This is a genomic window from Butyricimonas sp. BSD2780061689_150309_C8 (genome assembly GCF_015560935.1).
GTDB lineage: Bacteria > Bacteroidota > Bacteroidia > Bacteroidales > Marinifilaceae > Butyricimonas > Butyricimonas paravirosa.
Genome location: NZ_JADMSV010000053.1, coordinates 1 through 3,041, shown reverse-complemented (window position 1 = coordinate 3,041; position 3,041 = coordinate 1). Strand labels below are relative to the sequence as shown.

The following is a 3,041-nucleotide window of genomic DNA, read 5'->3' as shown; positions in this document are numbered from 1 at the left end:
TATAAAGTTCTTTGACATGCTGGAACGTTAATGGATCATTTGATCCACGAAGTAACAATGTAGTAGAATAACACAGAGCCGTCCCTGTAGTGATACACGGGACAAGGTAAAATTATTTAAAAACACGACGCTAACGAACGTGAACAACCAAGGGCGCGCGGTGGATGCCTAGGCTCTCGGAGGCGATGAAGGACGCGATAAGCCGCGATAGGCCACGGCGAGGTGCAAGTAACCCTTGACCCGTGGATTTCCGAATGGGGCAACCCGGCCGTCTAGATGACGGTCATGCATTAATGCAAGCGAACGCGGGGAACTGAAACATCTCATTACCCGCAGGAGAAGAAAACAACATGTGATTCCCCCAGTAGTGGCGAGCGAACGGGGAAGAGCCCAAACCGTTGCCGTTTCGGCGACAGCGGGGTCATGGGACCGCGACATTCGACGTGAGACGAAGTGCAATTACCTGGAAAGGTAAGCCGTGGAGGGTGACAGCCCCGTGCACGACACCTCTCACGAAGATAGCGGTATCCCGAGTAGGGCGGGACACGAGAAATCCTGCCTGAATTCGCCAGGACCTCCTGGCAAGGCTAAATACTCCCGAGAGACCGATAGTGAACCAGTACCGCGAGGGAAAGGTGAAAAGTACCCCGAGCAGGGGGGTGAAATAGACCCTGAACCCGCGCGCCTACAAGCGGTCGGAGCCGAGTAATTCGGTGACGGCGTGCCTTTTGCATAATGAGCCTACGAGTTAGTCGTCACCAGCGAGGTTAAGGGCTTCAGGCCCGTTAGCCGAAGTGAAAGCGAGCCTTAACAGGGCGTCGAGTTGGTGGCGCTAGACGCGAAACCTTGTGATCTACCCACGAGCAGGTTGAAGTCGCGGTAACACGTGATGGAGGACCGAACCGGTAAACGTTGAAAAGTTTTCGGATGACTCGCGGGTAGGGGTGAAAGGCCAATCAAACTGGGAAATAGCTCGTACTCTCCGAAATGCATTTCGGTGCAGCCTGTGATGTTCTGTTCCAGAGGTAGAGCTACTGGTTGGACGCGAGGGCTTCACCGCCTATCAAATCCGGATAAACTCCGAATGCTGGAACACGAAATCATGGAGTGAGCCCGCGGGTGCTAAGGTCCGCGGACGAGAGGGAAAGAACCCGGACCACCGGCTAAGGTCCCGGATGGACAGTTAAGTTGATCAAACGAGGTGGGATCGCTGAGACAGCTAGGATGTTGGCTTGGAAGCAGCCATTCATTTAAAGAGTGCGTAACAGCTCACTAGTCGAGCGATCCCGCGTGGATAATACACGGGCATCAAACTGTCAACCGAAGCCGTGGGGTTAGTTAATGACTAACCGGTAGGAGAGCATTCCTGCCAGCTTAGAAGGTCACCCGCGAGAGTGACTGGAGCGGCATGAAAAGCAAATGTAGGCATAAGTAACGATAATGGGGGCGAGAACCCCCCACGCCGCAAGACCAAGGATTCCCCGGCAATGTCAATCAGCCGGGGGTCAGCCGGCCTCTAAGGCTCACCCGAGGGGGGATGCCGACGAGAAACGGGTTAACATTCCCGTGCTTCTCGTCACCGTGACGCGGTGACGGGGTGATGAATGGACCGCGCGCTGACGGAATAGCGCGTTGAAGGCCGTACCCGATGACGGTGGTAGTCAAGCACGCCACCGGAGGCGAGAGCCGATAGTACCACGAGACTCCGGTCGAGTGGATAGCGTCCAGGCAATTTACCCCCTAGAAAACCCGCTAAACTTCAAGTGACGAGGAACCGTACTGTAAACGGACACACGTGGTCGGGTAGAACATACCAAGGCGCTCGAGTGATTCATGGTCAAGGAACTAGGCAAAATAGTCCTGTAACTTCGGGAAAAAGGACGCTCTAGTGATAGAGCCGCAGAGTAATGGCCCAGGCGACTGTTTACCAAAAACACATGGCTATGCCAAATCGAAAGATGACGTATATGGCCTGACACCTGCCCGGTGCCGGAAGGTTAAGAGGAGAGCTCATCCGCGAGGAGAAGGTTTGAATTGAAGCCCCGGTAAACGGCGGCCGTAACTATAACGGTCCTAAGGTAGCGAAATTCCTTGTCGGGTAAGTTCCGACCTGCACGAATGGTGTAACGATCTGGGCACTGTCTCGACCATGAGCTCGGTGAAATTGTAGTTCCGGTGAAGATGCCGGGTACCCGCGACGGGACGGAAAGACCCCGTGAACCTTTACTGCAGCTTCGCGTTGTTCCCGGGCACGGGACGTGTAGGATAGGTCGGAGGCTTTGAAGCGGATTCGCCAGGATTCGTGGAGCCATCGTTGAAATACGACCCTTCTCTTGTCTGGGATCTAACCCATGGTAATGGGGACACCGCGTGGTGGGTAGTTTGACTGGGGTGGTCGCCTCCAAAAGCGTAACGGAGGCTTCCAAAGGTACCCTCGGGTTGGTTGGTAATCAACCGTAGAGTGCAATGGCACAAGGGTGCTTGACCGGGAGACCAACAAGTCGATCGGGTGCGAAAGCAGGGCATAGTGATCCGGTGATCCCGCGTGGAAGGGTCATCGCTCAAAGGATAAAAGGTACTCCGGGGATAACAGGCTGATCGCCCCCAAGAGCTCATATCGACGGGGCGGTTTGGCACCTCGATGTCGGCTCGTCACATCCTGGGGCTGGAGAAGGTCCCAAGGGTTCGGCTGTTCGCCGATTAAAGTGGCACGCGAGCTGGGTTCAGAACGTCGTGAGACAGTTCGGTCCCTATCTGTCGTGGGCGCTGGAGATTCGAGAGGTCCTGACTCTAGTACGAGAGGACCGGGTTGGACGCGCCGCTAGTGAACCTGTTATGACGCCAGTCGTACGGCAGGGTAGCCACGCGCGGACGGGATAAGCGCTGAAAGCATCTAAGCGCGAAGCCTGCCTCGAGATGAGATCTCCTTACAGGGTCGTCGCAGACGACGACGTTGATAGGCCACAGGTGTAAAGCCGGTGACGGCAAAGCCGAGTGGTACTAATCACCCGAAAGTTGACGTTCGGTGGGTGAGATGATTC

1 rRNA gene is annotated in these 3,041 nt (G+C 55.4%); it reads left to right on the top strand.

From position 1 onward, the window contains the following. Positions 1-137: 137 nt before the first annotated feature. Positions 138-3,024, top strand: a 23S ribosomal RNA gene (locus tag I2I33_RS20070). The last annotated feature ends 17 nt before the right edge of the window (positions 3,025-3,041 follow it).